Below are 13,944 nucleotides of genomic sequence, written 5' to 3' on the forward strand. Positions count from 1 at the left end.
TTTTCGTCGTAACACCCTTTTAAGTCTCTCTGGACTTAATTAAAAGGTGTCATTATGCAACATGATCATTGTTTTTCTCCGTTTCCACTTCAAACATGTTTTCTTGTGCTTCCGGGCGTCCTGGCAAAATAAGGTTTAAGATGACACCGCAAATCGCCGCCAGCGCCATTCCTTGAATTTGAAACCCATCAGTTATTTTTAAGACGGCTCCGCCGATTCCAATGACCAAGATAACAGAAGAGATGACTAAGTTGCGTTTATCCCCGAAATCGATGCGGCTATCGACAAGCATGCGCAAACCGGAGGAGGCGATAATTCCGAACAACAAGATCGACACGCCGCCCATGACCGGAGTCGGGATTGAACTGATCAGCGCAGTGACTTTGCCGACAAAGCCGAAGATAATTGCAATCACCGCCGCTCCGGCGAGCACGTAGACGCTGTATACGCGCGTGATCGCCAGCACTCCGATGTTTTCGCCGTACGTTGTTTTCGGCGGACCGCCGAGCAGCGCGGAAATCATCGTCGCCGTTCCGTCTCCTAAAATCGAGCGATGCAATCCCGGTTTTTGAATAAGATCGCGCCCGACGACTTTACTTAAGACAAGCTGGTGTCCGATATGTTCCGATAGCGTCACGACCGCCACCGGCACCATCAGCATGACAATATCCCATGTGATGTGAACTGGATAATCGATAAATGGCAGGAGGAAATCCGGCATTTCAAACCATTTTGCTTGCGCGACTTTCGCCAAGTCGACCACCCCGACGATAAGGGCATATATATAGCCAACGATAATTCCGACTAATACCGGAACTAGGCTGAGCATGCCGCGCAAAAACACGGAGCAGACGATCGTTGCCGCCAGCGTGACAAGCGCGACCGAAAAGTAAGTGAAGCTGTATTTGCCGTCAGGATTGTTCATTGCCATGCCCACTGCCGTGTTGGCCAGCCCGAGGCCGATCACGATGATCACCGGCCCGACGACAATCGGCGGCAACAGCTTCATAATCCAACGGTAGCCTGCTTTTTTAATGATGAGCGCAACGATGCCGTACACGAGTCCGGCTAGAAAGCTGCCGATCATTGCTTCTCCCGCTCCGCCTGCCGTTTTCGCCGCGATAATCGGCGCGATAAAGGCGAAGGAAGAGCCGAGATACGCAGGGACTTGCCATTTCGTAATGATCAGGAAGGCAAGTGTCCCAAGCCCGCTCGTAATAAGGGCGATCGACGGGCTTAAGCCGACTAAATAAGGCACTAAAATCGTCGCCCCAAACATCGCGAATAAATGCTGCAAACTAAGCGTAAGCCATTGCATGGCCGATGGCCGATCTTGAATATCCAATACCGGTTTGTTCATCATTTGCAAACTCCTTTCTCGTTTTGCATAAAAAAACCCTCTTTGCCCTTGAGGGTGCAAAGAGGGTACAGAGATAGTCTTCGCCTATTCTGTCCCTTTTGCAGCCTCGCGGGACTGCGCTTAAAAGGGATGACATTTACTTTTCATGAATGCTCACTTGATCCAACTCATCGACTTCGGTTAGCTCGACAACAATCAACTCCGAACTCGAAGTCGGCACGTTTTTGCCGACGAAATCAGCGCGAATCGGCAGTTCGCGATGGCCGCGGTCCACCAACACCGCAAGCTGAATTCGTGCAGGACGTCCGAGGTCCATCACCGCATCCATCGCCGCGCGCACCGTTCGTCCTGTAAACAGCACATCATCGACTAAGATAACTTTTTTATCGGTCACCTCAAACGGTACATTCGTTCCTTTCACCAGCGGCTCGTGATCCGCTGTTTTGACCGTTAAATCATCGCGATACAAGGTGATATCCAATTCGCCGACTGGAATGGAGCTGCCCTCAATTTGCTCAATCCGTTCTGCCAGCCGTCTCGCTAAATAGATGCCGCGCGTTTTAATGCCGATCAGCACACAATCGTCAATCCCTTTGTTGCGTTCAATAATTTCATGAGCAATGCGCGTCAGTGCGCGGCGGATCGCCTGTTCATCCATCACGACAGCCTTTTGCACGTCGATTCACCTCCACAAAAAAATCCTCCCGCCTGAGAAGCGAGAGGAACCGTTCGTACACGCACAACAAGGACATGCCACGATTTTTATTTCCTTCATCCGACCCCTTCTCAGCCTCACAGGACTGAATTTAAAGGTTCTTATTCACCTGAGTTCATTGTATGTGTTCGCGCTGAAGTTGTCAATCATTTTTTCGCAGCCATTGTAAAATTGCTTCAAATTCGGGTGGAAGCGGCGCCTCAAATTCCAAATATTCGCCAGTGCGCGGATGAGTAAATCCGAGCACGCCGGCATGCAGCGCCTGCCCGTCGATCGGCAGCGTCTTTTTCGGTCCGTATTGCGGGTCGCCAGCAAGCGGATAGCCGATATATTTCATATGGACGCGAATTTGGTGCGTTCTGCCTGTTTCCAGCTGGCATTCGATAAACGTATAGTGTCGAAAGCGTTCGAGCACACGAAAATGAGTGACTGCTTCTTTTCCGTTTTCTTCGGTGACCGCCATTTTTTTACGGTCCCGTTTATCGCGGCCGATCGGCGCGTCGATCGTACCATAGTCGTGCGGAATGACGCCATGGACAATCGCCTTATATTTGCGCGTCACTGTTTTTTTCACGAGCTGGTCAACAAGCGACTGATGCGCAACGTCATTTTTCGCCACCATCAACAAACCGGATGTATCTTTATCAATACGATGGACAATGCCTGGACGAAGCACGCCGTTAATGCCGGACAAATCGGTGCAATGGGCAAGCAAAGCATTGACGAGCGTGCCGCGCATATGCCCGGGAGCCGGATGGACGACCATGCCGCGCGGTTTATTCACCACCAGCACATCCGCGTCCTCATAATAAATATCAAGCGGAATCGGTTCCGGCTCGACATGAAGCGGCTCCGGCTCCGGCAGACGGATGACGACCACATCCCCTGCTTCGCATTTATAATTGGCTTTCACAGACCGATCATTGACGGTGACAAGCCCGTTTTTGATCCACTGCTGTACTTTCGAACGCGACCATTCTTCATTTAACGCGGCAATGACCTTGTCAATGCGTTCGTTGTCGTATTCTTCGTCAATGTGAAACTGTACGACTTCCATTTACTGATTCTCCTTTTCTGATGTCGCAAAGAAAAACATTTTGATAAAAAGAAGAGCAACGCCAATCGTCAGCGCTGAATCGGCAATATTAAATACGGGAAAGCTATATGTACCAATATACGCATGGATAAAATCGACCACTTCCTTGCGGAAAAGACGATCAATAAAATTGCCGATCGCCCCGCCGAGCATCAAGCCAAGGGCAACGCCAAACAATCTTTCTCCGCGCGGCAAGCGTTGGATATACACAATGAGTCCGATGACAACAATAACGGTGATCAAATAAAACAGCCAAAACTGTCCTTGCAAAATTCCCCACGCTGCGCCTCGGTTGCGATGGGACGTAATGTAAAGCACGTTCGGAATAATGGGGATGCTTTCCCCAAGCCTCATATACTTTACTACAAGCCATTTTGTCCATTGATCGATGGCGACGACTGCCAGTGCAATGATATAGTATATCACCATATTACCTGGTTACTAAAATCTATAAAAACCGACACATCGCGATGGAACCAGGAAACACCGCTTACCGCTCGGATTCTCACCGAGTTCCATCGGGAAGGGAATCTCCCTTGTCATTCACCTGCCGTGAAAGACACCCCGTGGCTCGCTGTTAGCGACGGCGCCTGTCGTGCACCATTCCTTCCCTCGGTCCGTACACGACAACGATTTTAGTAACCAGGTCTACACCTCCCTCAGTTGAATTTGGTACTGGTTCAGCCAACAACATTGTGCAGGATATTCCATAATGACCATTCATGTTCCTCTTTGAAGTTCTCTATCTTTTTTAACATCATACCTAGATATTGCCGTTGTTTTGTTCCGCTTTTCGATTGCTTGTAGGATTCTTCCATCGACCCTAACACGGCAATCAAATGGCGCTTCACTTTCGTTTTTATGATGTGAATGAGTTCTTTTGGCAATCGTTCCTGATACCCTAATCCCCGTCTGCCAATCACCAAAGCGGCACTTTCATGAACGGATAAACCGTACTTCTTCATATACTTGAAACGCCCGATAACACTGGTATACGCCGGATTCACTTTTTTGACGCGAAACCCAAGCCGTAAGCCCCGACGGACGATCATTTCCGTCAGCTTTTTCTTTTTAAAATTATGGGTGAGGCGATTGAATCGTTTGTCTGTATCATGCTGCTGTCTTAGTTGAATGTTTTCGATGACCACTGCCCCAACGTTTTCTTGAAGCAGCCAGTCATACACATCTCGTACGGTTTCTCCAACGATGTTGTTTCGTTTATCCGCTCGCACATATTCGAGTTCATGACAGTAAAACACTTTTGATTGGATGAATTTTCGCCTGCACATCCTCCAAACGCGTTGGAAGCAACTCACGTTGAGAAGAAATCAGTGATTGAACAAGCAAGACCGCATCTTCGGCATACCGTTTGTTAAGCCGAAATTGGTGCGGGAGGTGCTTGATGATGTCTTTTGCGCCCCTTCCCTCCAGCAAACGGTTGAACGCGTATCGCTTCGCGGAACCAAAGACGCGCATCAACTCGTCTAATGAGTGAAGTTGTGTTTCATCATCGGAAACGATTTTCATCCCCCGAGCCGTTTTCATCTCCTTGCCTTCCCCTTGTTTGGATCTTTGAGAACATATATTCGCTAAATCTTCTTCATTTCCTTTTTACATGAGGAAGGGGGAGATAATTTTTTATCATAAGATGGAAGAAGATGGAGAACATCGACCTCTCCACGTCCAATAACAGGAGATATCTACATGATAGATGTTTAAAAAACTGCTTATACCTCCTCATACCTAATGCATTGTAGCATAATCAGGCAATGATAGACAATTGGATGATGCGATAAAAACAGCGGAGCCGCCGCAATTTCGGCAGCTCCGCCAGCTTTAGGCGGAATAATGTTCTTTTACAATATGGGCGCAGCGCGGACATAATGTCGGATGATCAGCATCTTTTCCTACTTCCGGCGTCACTACCCAGCAGCGCTCGCATGTTTCTCCTTCTGCTGGTTTGACGATGACCGCGACATTGGCCAATTTTTGCGCCTCTTCTGGCGCTTGATCATAATCGCCGGCAATCGTGAATTCAGATACGATAAATAATTGTTTTAAGTCTTCGGAAATAGATTGCAGCAGCTGCCGCGCGTTGTCTGTTGGATAAACGGCAACGCTTGCCGTTAATGATTTGCCAATCACTTTTTCATTGCGCGCCACCTCTAGCGCTTTAAGCACATCATCGCGTAAGTTCATAAACGCATCCCATTTGGCGATCAACTCGTCTTCGCCATCGAGCGCCACCGGTTCCGGCATATCGACAAGCTGAACGCTTTCCGCTTTTTCTTTCCGGTTTGGAATGTGCTCCCATACTTCATCAGCCGTATGCGGCAAAATCGGCGCGACCAGCTTCGTCAACGCGACAACCGTTTCGTATAAGACCGTTTGAATCGAGCGGCGGGCGCGGTCATTGGCCGCTTCAATATATAAAATATCCTTGGCAAAATCTAAATAAAACGCGCTTAAATCGACGGTGCAGAAATGGTTCACATCATGGTAAATCGCCGCAAAATCATACGTTTCGTATGAATGTTTTACTTTTTCAATCAACCGGTTTAATTTAGCGAGCATATAGCGGTCGACTTCGCGCAATTCGTTCACCGAAACGGCATCGGTTTCCGGGTTAAAGTCAAACAAGTTGCCGAGCATAAAGCGGAATGTGTTGCGAATTTTGCGATACACTTCGGAAACTTGTTTTAAAATGCTGTCGGAAATGCGAACGTCAGCTTGATAATCGACGGAAGCGACCCAAAGCCGCAAAATGTCGGCGCCAAGCTGTTCCATTACTTTCGCCGGCACGACCACGTTGCCAAGCGACTTGCTCATTTTCCGCCCTTCGCCGTCAAGAACAAAACCATGGCTTAACACCGCTTTATACGGTGCTTTTCCGGTAACAGCAACCGCCGTGGACAGCGACGAGTTAAACCAGCCTCGGTATTGGTCCGAACCTTCTAAGTATAAATCGGCCGGGCGCTGCAAATCCTCACGTTCTACAAGAACCGCTTGATGCGAAGAACCGGAATCAAACCATACGTCCATAATGTCTGTTTCTTTCGTAAAGATGCCGTTCGGGCTGGACGGATGGGTAAATCCTTCCGGCAGCAAGTCTTTTGCTTCGCGTTCAAACCAAACATTCGAACCATATTGGCGGAATAAATTCGATACGTGTTCGATCGTTTCATCGGTAATGATCGGCTCGCCGTTTTCTCCGTAAAAGACCGGAATCGGCACGCCCCATGCACGCTGACGGGAAATGCACCAGTCGCCGCGATCGCGGATCATATTATGGATGCGGATTTCACCCCATTCCGGAATCCATTTTGTTTCTTTAATGGCTTGGAGCAATTCACCGCGGATTTTATCAATGGATGCAAACCACTGTGTTGTCGCCCGGAAAATCGTCGGTTGTTTCGTACGCCAGTCGTGCGGATACGAGTGCGTAATAAACCCAAGCTTTAACAGCGCACCGACTTCCTCTAATTTTTGTGTAATCGCTTTGTTTGCCTCATCGTAAAACATTCCTTCAAAGCCTGGCGCTTCGCTCGTCATATAGCCGCGCTCATCAACCGGGCAGAGCACGCCGAGACCGTATTTTTGCCCAACGATAAAGTCGTCTTCCCCATGTCCAGGTGCGGTGTGGACGCAGCCCGTACCGGCGTCTGTCGTTACATGTTCCCCGCAGACGACTAAAGAATCGCGGTCATAAAACGGATGTTTGGCCACGACGTACTCTAAATCTTTGCCTTTGACCGTTTTTACCACATTCCACTCATCCCAGCCGATTTCTTTGGCAACTGCTTCTAGCAATGCGGCGGCAACAACGTATTTTTGGCCGTTTGTTTCCACGACTTGATAGGCCAAATCCGGATGAACCGCGATCGCCAAGTTGGCCGGGATCGTCCATGGCGTCGTCGTCCAGATCACAATTTTTTCGTCTCCATCCAATACGCCTTTTCCATCTTTGACCGAAAACGCGACATAAATCGATGGCGAACGTTTGTCTTTATACTCAATTTCTGCTTCCGCCAATGCCGATTCGCTTGACGGAGACCAATAAACCGGCTTTAAGCCCTTATAAATCAGCCCTTTTTTCGCCATTTCGCCAAACACTTTAATTTGCTGTGCTTCATATTCCGGTTTCAGCGTAATATATGGGTTTTCCCAGTCGCCGCGCACGCCAAGGCGCTTAAATTGCTTGCGCTGGTTATCGATTTGTTCGTAGGCGTATTGCTCGCAAAGCTTGCGGAATTCCGCAACGCTCATCGATTTGCGGTCGACGCCTTTTTTTGCAAGCGCCGTTTCAATCGGCAGACCATGCGTATCCCAGCCCGGAACATATGGTGCACAATAGCCGCTCATTGATTTATAGCGGACGATAATATCTTTTAAAATTTTATTTAAAGCATGCCCCATATGAATATCGCCGTTGGCATACGGCGGGCCGTCATGAAGCACAAACAGCGGTCGGCCTTTTGTCCGTTCCTGCACTTTGCGGTAAATGTCCATTTCTTCCCATTTCTTTTGCATTTCCGGCTCTCGTTTTGGCAAATTGCCGCGCATCGGAAAGTCGGTCTGCGGCATTAACAGTGTTTCTTTATAATCCATATTCATTCCTCCTTGCATCGTATGATCTATCATCCATGTGGAGAAGGCATTGCCATATGTTCGTGACAGAAGCAGATAATGACGCTTTTTCCACGGCTCCCCGCCATGGCGGTAAAAGAGCGCCTTTGTTATCAGAAAAGCGGTCGTATCGCAAAATAGAAAAAACCGCCCTCTCCCAAAAAGGGACGAGAACGGTCTCGCGGTACCACCCTTATTGACTATGTATCACATAGCCCACTTTGCATTCGTAACGTGAATGACGCGCCATGGCCTACTTCTTTTCCGTTCGGCATGGAACTCCAGGGTGATCTTCACTCTTTCGCTTATGCCGGGCTTCCACCATCCCCAGCTCGCTGTAATAAGCGGTGAAAGAGCTACTGTCCCTTTCATCGTCAGTACATATGTCCGTTTTATTGGATATTATATGCGAAAAAATCGGCTGCCGTCAAGATTGCGACAGCTCTTCTTTTTTTTCTGCATCCACTTCCGGTACTTTAAATTCCATTAAATCGTCCCAGTCGCTGCTATTTAGCATTTCAAGCTGCGCTTCGACCAGCATGCGGAAACGGGTGCGAAGCACTCTCGACTGCCGCTTTAAATCTTCAATTTCCATCACGATTTTCCGCGACTTCGCCAGCGCCTCGCTAATGATGCGCTCCGCGTTTTTCTCCGCCTCTTTAATGATGAGCTTCGCTTCCCTTTCCGCGTTGCGCTTTATTTCTTCCGCCGTTTCTTGGGCGACGAGAATCGATTTGTTCAATGTTTCCTCTATATTTGTAAAGTGATTGAGCTTTTCCGTCAATTCCGTTACCTTTTCTTCCAGTTGCTTTTTTTCGCGAATCACCATTTCGTAGTCTTTAATCACTTGATCAAGAAACTCATTGACTTCATCTTCATTATAGCCGCGAAACCCACGGCTAAATTCTTTATTATGAATATCTAATGGCGTTAAAGGCACAATGGCCACCTCCGTTTGCATAGTTCCTTTTCTTATCATTCGACATTGCTCTATAAATTCCTGCCATTATTCGATTATTTTTGCAGGCCGATGCGGATAAGCCACTTTTCTTTTTTTGTCTTTCCCTCAATGTCCATGATTTTACAGCGGCCAAATCCGCGCGCCGAAAGAACATCTCCTTGCCTGCATTCAAAATGCGCCTGCTCGATTACTTTCCAATTGACTTTGACAAGCCCGTTTTCAATAGCGGATTGCATTTTCTGCCGCGAGACGTGAAAAGCTTGGGACAAGATCGCGTCTAACCGCAATGACGAAACGGTAATCAGCGCCTCTTGCCACGTTTCTTCCAGCATCAGGATGTCTGAAAGAGGTTTTTGTTCTAACGAAACTGTCGCATTGCCGATTGCATGCAAATGAAGGCGGACATACTCCGCTACCTCGTTTGCCGCAAGAAATTGTATTTGTTCTTCTTTGCACAAAATATCGCCAAATTTTCCGCGCCTTAAACCAAGCGACATCAGCGCCCCTAACACTTGCCGATGCTCCAAGCTGACAAATTTGCTCGGATAATGGACTTCAAATAAGGCAATTTCATAATCTTCTTCTCTCGGCTGAAAATACGGCGGGTACAGAAGCGCCCGCTTCCGTTCCACCAACGGGGCGCCGCCGAAAAAGGAAACGCGGACTTCGTCATCGCGGCCGATGACGCTTTCGACAATCTGCTGCTCGCGCGGATCTAAAAAATCGGTGAGCTTAGGAGCGTACTGCCGTTTGACCGCTTCTTGCCACTCAAGCACCTGGTCAATAAAATGATGCTCCTCCTTGCGAAAATGCTGATATATTTCCATTGGTTCACTCCTTAATTTTCATGAAGAAAGGAACCCGCTTATGGATTCCCCTACACTAAATTTAACATATAAAACAAGGCATGCAGCCCCCTTGTCGCAAATTCCAGCACCAAAAAAGCGACGATCGGCGACACATCAATCATCCCAATCGGCGGGATAATACGGCGAAACGGCTCTAAATACGGCTCGCAAATCAACGCTAGCATCTGCCCGATTTTCGTGTCGCGGGCGTTTGGAAACCACGACATCAAAATATAAATAATAAGCGCATACGAATAAATTTGAATCAATGTTGTCAAAAACCAAAGCAAGCTGTCCATAAACGGCTACCACCTCTTTATTGTTCTATCGTCCTCGCTATCAATCGAAATCGAGCCACTGACATCGACGTTGTCTGGCGTGCATAAAAAAATTTTCGTGCCGACTTGCTGAATATCGCCGCCAATCGCGTATACCGTGCCGCTTAAAAAGTCGACGATTCGTTTCGCCTGCTCGTGCTGAATCCGCTGTAAATTGACAATCACCGCGCGCCGGTTTTTTAAATGATCGGCGATTTCCTGCGCCTCCGCGTATGCCCGCGGCTCAATTAATATGACTTTCGATGACTTTTGCACGCTTTGCAAGCTTACGACATTCGCTTTTGCGTTTCCCTTTGCAGGCGGATGCGCTTCTTCCACTTCCCCATATTCCTCTTCATATTCTTCTTCATACTCCTCATAGTCTTCCTCTAAAAAATAATCTTTGAATTTTTTTATTAAACCCATCGGTTCCACCTCCTAAAATTGTTTGCCGACTAGCGCTGTGCCAAGCCGAATGAATGTTGCCCCTTCCTCGATGGCAATCACATAATCATTGGACATTCCCATCGACAATTCCGTGCATGGTGCATTGGCAATCTGTAATGCTTGTACATTTTCTTGCAATAATTTTAATTGACGGAAACACGCCCGCAATACCGCTTCGTCATCGGTATAAGGCGCCATCGTCATTAAGCCAACCACTTGAATATGGGAAAAATCGTGCAGCTGCTCAATAAAAGGAATGACTTCGTCCACGGCTAGTCCATGTTTCGTTGCTTCGCCGGAAACATTTACTTGCACAAAGCATTTTACCGGCTTTGTCGCCCGCTTTTCAATTTCTTTCGCCAGCGACATGCGATCCAGCGAATGAATATAGTCGACTTTATCAATGATATTTTTTACTTTTCGCGACTGCAGGGTGCCGATAAAATGCCATGTCGCTTTGTCTCCCAACACGCTATATTTTTGCAGCAGTCCATCGTCGCGGTTTTCGCCTAAATCGGTAATGCCGGCTTCTAGCGCCTCGCGCGCCCGCTCTACACTTACATATTTCGTCACGGCGACGATGCGAATGTCGGCAGGGTCGCGTCCGGCGCGCTGGCATGCTGCTTCAATATTTTCGCGAATTATGGCTAAATTGTCGCGAACCGTCATCATTTTTCCTCCTTCCTGCCGATAAACGCCATCATTCTCCCCGTTTTGCCTTGATCGCGGCGATGGGAGAAAAACAAATGATCGGCACAGCTTGTGCAGTATGAAGAAACGTAAATATGGTCTTTACGGATGCCTGCCTTCATTAGCAGCATTTGATTCAATGCTTTTAAATCAAGCGCATATTGACCAGGGCTTACTTGCCGATACGGAAGCGGCTGTTCTCCCTGTAAAACGCGATCCACATGCACAATTACGCGGTCATCGACTACATAGCAGCAAGCGCCAATCGAAGGACCGATCGCCACATAGATGTCAGCAAGCGGAATATGCTCTCGCTCCTGCCAAAGCCGGACCATTTCTCCAGCAATATTTTTTACCGTTCCTTTCCATCCGGCATGGGCAAGCCCGATCATGCCATGTTTTGGCGCAATAAAATAAAGCGGTACGCAGTCGGCAAAGCATAAAGCAATCAGCACTCCTGCTTCGTCTGTATATAAACCATCCGTACCCGCTATGGCGGATGAATAATCTGCCGCTCCTCTTCCGTTTTGGCTAGCTTTGACCTTTTCAATGCGGGCGCCATGTATTTGCTCGCAACAGATCCATCTCTCAAGCGGAAATTGCAACAAATCCGCCAAACGCTGGCGGTTGCGGACAACGACAGCACGGTCGTCGCCGACATGCAGCCCTAAATTGAATGTCGCAAACGCACCGCTGCTCATCCCACCGTGTTTTGTCGTAAAGCCAGCCGTTACTTCGGTGAACGGATACGACGGCTGCAGTAACAGCAACTCCTTGTCTACTTGTTGAAAAATGTCAGACATGTTCGCCAACCTCATGCTTTTTTTGTTGATTTTTATCACTTTTTTTCCTATTTTATCATAGTTTGCTTAAACGTGATAACCATTATTTATCATTTAATCCGTTTCTACTCGCTGTCGTTCAAACGGACTAAAATAACGTCCGCACCAATTTTGACGATATTTTGCCACGGGATGACAACTGCTTCTTCGCGTCCGAATAACCCGAGCACTTTTCCTGCCCCTAAAATGATTAATGAGCGTATTTTTCCTGTCTCTAAATCGATATCGATATCGCCAATATTTCCCAACTTTTTGCCGTTTGCCACATTGACAATGTCTTTCGATTGAAATTCGGAAATTCTCATCATTGTAAAATCCCCCGCTTTCTCCTCTTATTCATAACTATATGAATGTATATAGCGGCTTATGTAAAAAAGAAAAGAGCTGAACGAACAGCTCTTATACTTGAATGTTTTTATTCATTTGTCGAATCGCCGCTTTTTCTAACCGCGAAACTTGTGCCTGGGAAATTCCGATTTCTTCAGCAACTTCCATTTGCGTTTTTCCTTGAAAAAAGCGTTTGCGAATAATCATTTTTTCTCTTTCGTTAAGGCGCCGCAGCCCTTCTTTTAGCGCAATTTCTTCGATCCATTGGCTGTCGCGGTTACGTTCGTCGCTTAATTGGTCCATTACGTAAATCGGGTCGCCGCCATCATTATAAATCGGTTCAAATAAGGAAACAGGGTCTTGAATCGCATCGAGCGCAAACACCACTTCTTCATGTGGAACACCAAGTTCTTTGGCAATTTCTTCTGTCGTCGGTTCTTTCGCCGTCTCACTCATCAGCCTTTCGCGCACTTGCAGCGCTTTATAGGCGATATCACGAAGCGAGCGGGAGACGCGGATCGGATTGTTATCGCGCAAATATCGGCGAATCTCGCCGATGATCATCGGCACTGCATAGGTGGAAAATTTTACATTTTGGCTTAAATCAAAGTTATCAATCGATTTCATAAGTCCGATGCAACCGACTTGGAATAAATCGTCGACAAACTCTCCACGGTTATTAAACCGCTGAATAACGCTTAACACCAGCCGCAAATTACCATTCACTAATTTTTCCCTTGCCTCCAAATCCCCTTCATGCATCCGTTTAAACAGTTCACGCATTTCTTCGTTTTTTAGTACTGGTAGCTTTGATGTATCTACTCCGCAAATCTCAACTTTGTTTCTTGCCAAGTTGTTCCCTCCTATCAGGAGATGCTAAGTCGTCAGTTTTCAGTATCTCCTGTGGAAGGAAAAATATGCACGCCTGTCCATACGTAAAAAAGCGGCGATCAAACGAATCGCCGCCGTTTTACATCATCTTGTTGAATTCTTTGCGAAGCCGCTTAATAATCCGCTTTTCTAACCGCGATATGTAAGATTGGGATATGCCAAGCAAATCGGCAACGTCCTTTTGCGTTTTTTCTTCTCCGCCTGAAAGTCCAAAACGAAGTTCCATAATTTGCTTTTCGCGATCGCTAAGCTGGCGCAGTGCATTAAATAAAAGACGCCGATCCACATCTGCTTCCAAATCTTTTGTAATTACATCGTCTTCCGTGCCGAGCACATCCGACAACAGCAATTCATTGCCATCCCAATCGATGTTTAACGGTTCATCAAATGATACTTCGGCGCGGACTTTATTATTGCGCCGCAAATACATTAATATCTCATTTTCAATGCAGCGGGACGCATAGGTGGCCAATTTAATTTTTTTCTCCGGATTAAATGTATTTACCGCTTTAATCAGTCCGATCGTCCCGATGCTAATTAAATCTTCAATATTAATTCCTGTATTTTCAAACTTACGCGCAATATAGACAACAAGACGTAAATTGCGCTCAATAAGGAGCGATCTTGCCGTTTCGTCTCCGGCAGAAAGCTTTTCGATCAACCTTTCTTCCTCTTCTTTTGTCAATGGCGGCGGCAGCGCCTCACTGCCGCCGATATAATATATTTCATCCGTTTTAATTCCTAACTTCGCCAATAGCTTATAGAAAAAATACGTGATGCGAAGTTTCCACGTTTTCATGAAAATCCCCCTTCTAAATTAATAA

General features: G+C 47.1%; 16 protein-coding genes and 1 other annotated feature. All 16 genes read right to left on the reverse strand.

Annotation, left to right across the window (positions count from 1 at the left end; genetic code table 11):
• Positions 1-52: 52 nt before the first annotated feature.
• Positions 53-1,360 (reverse strand): solute carrier family 23 protein, encoded by a 1,308-nt coding sequence (locus BV455_RS03500; protein WP_026078634.1) that lies wholly within the window; start codon positions 1,358-1,360, stop codon positions 53-55.
• A 136-nt stretch (positions 1,361-1,496) separates the two neighbouring features.
• Positions 1,497-2,036, reverse strand: coding sequence for a bifunctional pyr operon transcriptional regulator/uracil phosphoribosyltransferase PyrR (gene pyrR, locus BV455_RS03505; protein WP_017437154.1), 540 nt, complete (start codon positions 2,034-2,036; stop codon positions 1,497-1,499).
• Between the two features lie 181 nt (positions 2,037-2,217).
• The gene (locus tag BV455_RS03510) at positions 2,218-3,132 is read right to left on the reverse strand and encodes an RluA family pseudouridine synthase (protein ID WP_017437155.1); all 915 of its coding nucleotides are present in this window, start codon (positions 3,130-3,132) and stop codon (positions 2,218-2,220) included.
• Positions 3,133-3,600 (reverse strand): signal peptidase II, encoded by a 468-nt coding sequence (lspA, locus tag BV455_RS03515; RefSeq protein WP_174407470.1) that lies wholly within the window; start codon positions 3,598-3,600, stop codon positions 3,133-3,135.
• 251 nt (positions 3,601-3,851) lie between these two features.
• Positions 3,852-4,460: an IS200/IS605 family accessory protein TnpB-related protein gene (locus BV455_RS03520; RefSeq protein ID WP_409993890.1), complete on the reverse strand. Its 609-nt coding sequence runs from the start codon at positions 4,458-4,460 to the stop codon at positions 3,852-3,854.
• Positions 4,414-4,716 (reverse strand): hypothetical protein, encoded by a 303-nt coding sequence (locus BV455_RS20235; protein WP_223845315.1) that lies wholly within the window; start codon positions 4,714-4,716, stop codon positions 4,414-4,416. Before BV455_RS20235 ends, BV455_RS03520 begins: the two co-directional genes overlap by 47 nt.
• Before the next feature lie 291 nt (positions 4,717-5,007).
• Positions 5,008-7,779, reverse strand: coding sequence for an isoleucine--tRNA ligase (gene ileS, locus BV455_RS03525; RefSeq protein ID WP_042407206.1), 2,772 nt, complete (start codon positions 7,777-7,779; stop codon positions 5,008-5,010).
• Between the two features lie 178 nt (positions 7,780-7,957).
• Positions 7,958-8,178 (reverse strand) — a binding site (T-box leader).
• A gap of 46 nt (positions 8,179-8,224) precedes the next feature.
• Entirely contained in the window at positions 8,225-8,737 is a 513-nt protein-coding gene (locus BV455_RS03530) for a DivIVA domain-containing protein (protein ID WP_174407472.1), read from the reverse strand.
• 74 nt (positions 8,738-8,811) lie between these two features.
• Positions 8,812-9,585: a YlmH family RNA-binding protein gene (locus tag BV455_RS03535; protein ID WP_017434719.1), complete on the reverse strand. Its 774-nt coding sequence runs from the start codon at positions 9,583-9,585 to the stop codon at positions 8,812-8,814.
• A gap of 50 nt (positions 9,586-9,635) precedes the next feature.
• Entirely contained in the window at positions 9,636-9,905 is a 270-nt protein-coding gene (locus BV455_RS03540; protein ID WP_061580228.1) for a YggT family protein, read from the reverse strand.
• Positions 9,906-9,911: 6 nt separating this feature from the next.
• Entirely contained in the window at positions 9,912-10,349 is a 438-nt protein-coding gene (locus tag BV455_RS03545) for a cell division protein SepF (protein ID WP_017434717.1), read from the reverse strand.
• Between the two features lie 12 nt (positions 10,350-10,361).
• Positions 10,362-11,039, reverse strand: coding sequence for a YggS family pyridoxal phosphate-dependent enzyme (locus BV455_RS03550; protein WP_017434716.1), 678 nt, complete (start codon positions 11,037-11,039; stop codon positions 10,362-10,364).
• The gene (gene pgeF, locus BV455_RS03555; protein ID WP_017434715.1) at positions 11,039-11,863 is read right to left on the reverse strand and encodes a peptidoglycan editing factor PgeF; all 825 of its coding nucleotides are present in this window, start codon (positions 11,861-11,863) and stop codon (positions 11,039-11,041) included. The genes BV455_RS03550 and pgeF overlap by 1 nt, the downstream gene beginning before the upstream one ends.
• Before the next feature lie 104 nt (positions 11,864-11,967).
• Positions 11,968-12,210, reverse strand: coding sequence for a YlmC/YmxH family sporulation protein (locus BV455_RS03560; protein WP_017434714.1), 243 nt, complete (start codon positions 12,208-12,210; stop codon positions 11,968-11,970).
• Positions 12,211-12,301: 91 nt separating this feature from the next.
• Positions 12,302-13,081, reverse strand: a complete 780-nt coding sequence (gene sigG / locus BV455_RS03565) for an RNA polymerase sporulation sigma factor SigG (protein WP_017434713.1) — start codon at positions 13,079-13,081, stop codon at positions 12,302-12,304.
• 118 nt (positions 13,082-13,199) lie between these two features.
• On the reverse strand, positions 13,200-13,919 hold the full coding sequence (gene sigE, locus BV455_RS03570; protein WP_017434712.1) for an RNA polymerase sporulation sigma factor SigE: 720 nt from the start codon (positions 13,917-13,919) through the stop codon (positions 13,200-13,202).
• Positions 13,920-13,944 lie beyond the last annotated feature (25 nt).

Origin of the sequence: Parageobacillus caldoxylosilyticus (assembly GCF_019272935.1) — a bacterium.
GTDB lineage: Bacteria > Bacillota > Bacilli > Bacillales > Anoxybacillaceae > Saccharococcus > Saccharococcus caldoxylosilyticus.

Bases quoted from the DNA above. Each gene is read 5' to 3' on its own strand.
- BV455_RS03500 (WP_026078634.1), bottom strand. From the start codon at position 1,360: ATGAACAAACCGGTATTGGATATTCAAGATCGGCCATCGGCCATGCAA.
- BV455_RS03510 (WP_017437155.1), bottom strand. From the start codon at position 3,132: ATGGAAGTCGTACAGTTTCACATTGACGAAGAATACGACAACGAACGC.
- lspA (WP_174407470.1), bottom strand. From the start codon at position 3,600: ATGGTGATATACTATATCATTGCACTGGCAGTCGTCGCCATCGATCAA.
- BV455_RS03520 (WP_409993890.1), bottom strand. From the start codon at position 4,460: ATGTGCAGGCGAAAATTCATCCAATCAAAAGTGTTTTACTGTCATGAA.
- BV455_RS20235 (WP_223845315.1), bottom strand. From the start codon at position 4,716: ATGAAAACGGCTCGGGGGATGAAAATCGTTTCCGATGATGAAACACAA.
- ileS (WP_042407206.1), bottom strand. From the start codon at position 7,779: ATGGATTATAAAGAAACACTGTTAATGCCGCAGACCGACTTTCCGATG.
- BV455_RS03535 (WP_017434719.1), bottom strand. From the start codon at position 9,585: ATGGAAATATATCAGCATTTTCGCAAGGAGGAGCATCATTTTATTGAC.
- BV455_RS03540 (WP_061580228.1), bottom strand. From the start codon at position 9,905: ATGGACAGCTTGCTTTGGTTTTTGACAACATTGATTCAAATTTATTCG.
- BV455_RS03545 (WP_017434717.1), bottom strand. From the start codon at position 10,349: ATGGGTTTAATAAAAAAATTCAAAGATTATTTTTTAGAGGAAGACTAT.
- BV455_RS03550 (WP_017434716.1), bottom strand. From the start codon at position 11,039: ATGACGGTTCGCGACAATTTAGCCATAATTCGCGAAAATATTGAAGCA.
- pgeF (WP_017434715.1), bottom strand. From the start codon at position 11,863: ATGTCTGACATTTTTCAACAAGTAGACAAGGAGTTGCTGTTACTGCAG.
- BV455_RS03560 (WP_017434714.1), bottom strand. From the start codon at position 12,210: ATGATGAGAATTTCCGAATTTCAATCGAAAGACATTGTCAATGTGGCA.
- sigE (WP_017434712.1), bottom strand. From the start codon at position 13,919: ATGAAAACGTGGAAACTTCGCATCACGTATTTTTTCTATAAGCTATTG.